General features: G+C 70.1%; 4 protein-coding genes. 3 read left to right on the forward strand and 1 reads right to left on the reverse strand.

Going from position 1 to position 2,368, the window contains the following annotated elements; all coding sequences use genetic code 11:
• Positions 1-164: SDR family oxidoreductase (locus LQV45_RS26140; protein WP_230009597.1), on the forward strand; the 164-nt coding region annotated here is incomplete at its 5' end.
• A complete protein-coding gene (locus LQV45_RS26145) occupies positions 164-1,345 on the forward strand; it encodes an L-idonate 5-dehydrogenase (RefSeq protein ID WP_230009594.1) in 1,182 nt (393 codons plus the stop codon). The genes LQV45_RS26140 and LQV45_RS26145, both read left to right, overlap by 1 nt.
• Here LQV45_RS26145 and LQV45_RS26150 read toward each other — a convergent pair.
• The gene (locus LQV45_RS26150) at positions 1,266-1,994 is read right to left on the reverse strand and encodes a FadR/GntR family transcriptional regulator (protein WP_230009596.1); all 729 of its coding nucleotides are present in this window, start codon (positions 1,992-1,994) and stop codon (positions 1,266-1,268) included. The genes LQV45_RS26145 and LQV45_RS26150 overlap by 80 nt on opposite strands.
• A gap of 276 nt (positions 1,995-2,270) precedes the next feature.
• Here LQV45_RS26150 and LQV45_RS26155 point away from each other — a divergent pair.
• Positions 2,271-2,368 (forward strand): NAD(P)-binding domain-containing protein (locus LQV45_RS26155; RefSeq protein WP_230009598.1); only part of this gene is annotated, 98 nt, incomplete at its 3' end.

The following is a 2,368-nucleotide window of genomic DNA, read 5'->3' on the forward strand; positions in this document are numbered from 1 at the left end:
ATGATGAGCAGTTCAACGCCTGGATCCTGGGCCGGACCCCCGCGCACCGCTGGGGGACCGTGCAGGACCTGGCCGGACCCGCCGTGTGGCTGGCCTCCGACGGGTCCGACTTCGTCAACGGCCAGACCATCTTCATCGACGGCGGAATGACGGTGGTGGTCTGATGGGCGGCGTGGCAGCACTTCCGGCCACGGCCGCGGCGGTGGTGGCCCACGCCGCGGGCGACCTGCGGATCGAGGACATCCCCGTGCCCGCGCCGGCCCCCGGTGAAGCCGTCATCGACGTGGCCTTCGGCGGCATCTGCGGCTCCGACCTGCACTACTGGCTGCACGGCGCCGCGGGCGAATCCGTCCTCAAGGCTCCCATGGTCCTGGGCCACGAGATCGTAGGGACCGTGATCCGCGCCGCCGCTGACGGCTCCGGGCCGGGGCCCGGCACGGCCGTCGCGGTGCATCCCGCAACGCCGGGCCCGGGCGGCGCCCGGTACCCGGCGGAGCGTCCGAATCTGTCGCCGGGCTGCACGTATCTGGGCAGCGCCGCACGGTTTCCGCACGCGGACGGAGCGTTCAGCCGGTATGTGAACCTGCCGGCCCGGATGCTCCGGCCGCTGCCGGCGGGGCTGGACCTGCGGACCGCGGCACTGGCGGAACCGGCCAGCGTCGCCTGGCACGCCGTGTCGCGCGCCGGCGACGTGGCGGGAAAGACGGCGCTGGTGATCGGCAGCGGTCCCATCGGGGCCCTGGCCGTGGCCGTGCTCAAACGTGCCGGCGCCGGCCGGATCGTGGCCGTGGACATGCACAAGCTGCCGCTGGAGATAGCCCGTGCCGTGGGGGCCGACGCGGTCCTCAAGGGGGACGACGCCGGGGCGATCGCCGCGGTTGAGGCGGACGTCGTCATCGAGTCCTCGGGCAGCCACCAGGGCCTGGCCTCGGCGATCACCGGCGCGGTCCGTGGCGGCAGGGTGGTGATGGTGGGGCTGCTGCCATCCGGCCCGCAGCCGGTCCTGATCTCCCTGGCCATTACGCGCGAGTTGGAGCTGGTGGGCTCCTTCCGCTTCAATGACGAAATCGATGAGGTCATAGCGGCGCTCGCCGACGGCTCTCTGCGGGTGGACCCCGTGGTGACCCACACCTTTGGCCTGGACCGCGGACTGGAAGCGTTCGAGGTCGCCAGGAACGCGGCTGTTTCGGGGAAGGTGCTGCTGGACTTCAGGCGGCCCCTGCGTGAGGAGCTCCGCCGTCGGGCCCGGGACGGCCAGTGGCGGGTTAGTGGCGCTCGACCGGGACAAACACCCGCGGCTGGTTCTTCCAGCTCGGCTCCATCTCCGAGATGGTCTCGCGCATGATCCGGTTCGAGGCCTCGCGGGCGGCGGCGGCATCCCCGGCGGCGATGGCCTCGGCGACCTCCACGTGCCAGCGCAGCGCCGTCTCGCGCGGGTGGTCCGGCATCAGGCCGTGGATGGTGCGGCCGGTCAGCGTCTCGGTCACCTGGCCCACCATGTTGGCGAACATCTCGTTTCCCGAGCCGGTCAGCAGCAGGGAATGAAACAGGATGTCCAGCTCGAGGAACCGGGGCACGTCCCCGGCCTGCCCGGCGTCGCGCATGGCGTGCGAGATCTCCACGAGTTCGCGGCGGAGCTCCTCGGGGGCGTTGGCCGCGGCCAGCTCGGCGGCCACCGGCTCGACGGCGGTGCGGAGTTCGGCCAGGGAGCGCAGCTGGGCGCCGCGGCCTTCGCCGGCCAGCCGCCAGCGGATCACGAGCGGGACGCAGGGGTTCCACCGGTTCGAGGGCAGCACCCGGATGCCGACGCGTTTGATGGTCTCCACCAGGCCCAGGGACTGGAGGACCCGGACCGCCTCCCGGACCACCGAGCGGGAGACCTTGAGTTCGTCCTCAAGGTGCTCGGCAAGCATGACGTGCCCGGCCGGAAGCTCGCCGGCCACGATCCGGGTCCCGAGGTGCTCAATGGCACGGTGGTGGAGGCTGGTTGACATAGTCGTAAGCATAATGCGGTGGGCCCGGTCCGGGCCGACCGGAGGGGCGGACGCCGGTGATCATAGACTGTTTATGACGCGCAGCATTCCGCTCCGTGGGCGCGGCTTTCCCGCGGCCCGCGGAAATACATATGGTTTAAGGACAGCCACAATCCTCAAGAGTGGGTTCCGCCCTCCGCGGCGCAACCTGCCGAGTCCTAGATGAACGTCTGAGACGAATCGCCGTACACGTGGTCTACAGAAATCATCGTGTACAAAAATGAATTGGAGTTTTTGATGTCAGCACACATCGGTGTTACCGGCCTCGCGGTGATGGGGGCCAACCTCGCACGCAACCTGGCCCGGAACGGCTTCACCGTTGCCCTGCACAACCG

Source organism: Microbacterium sp. Bi128 (assembly GCF_918698205.1).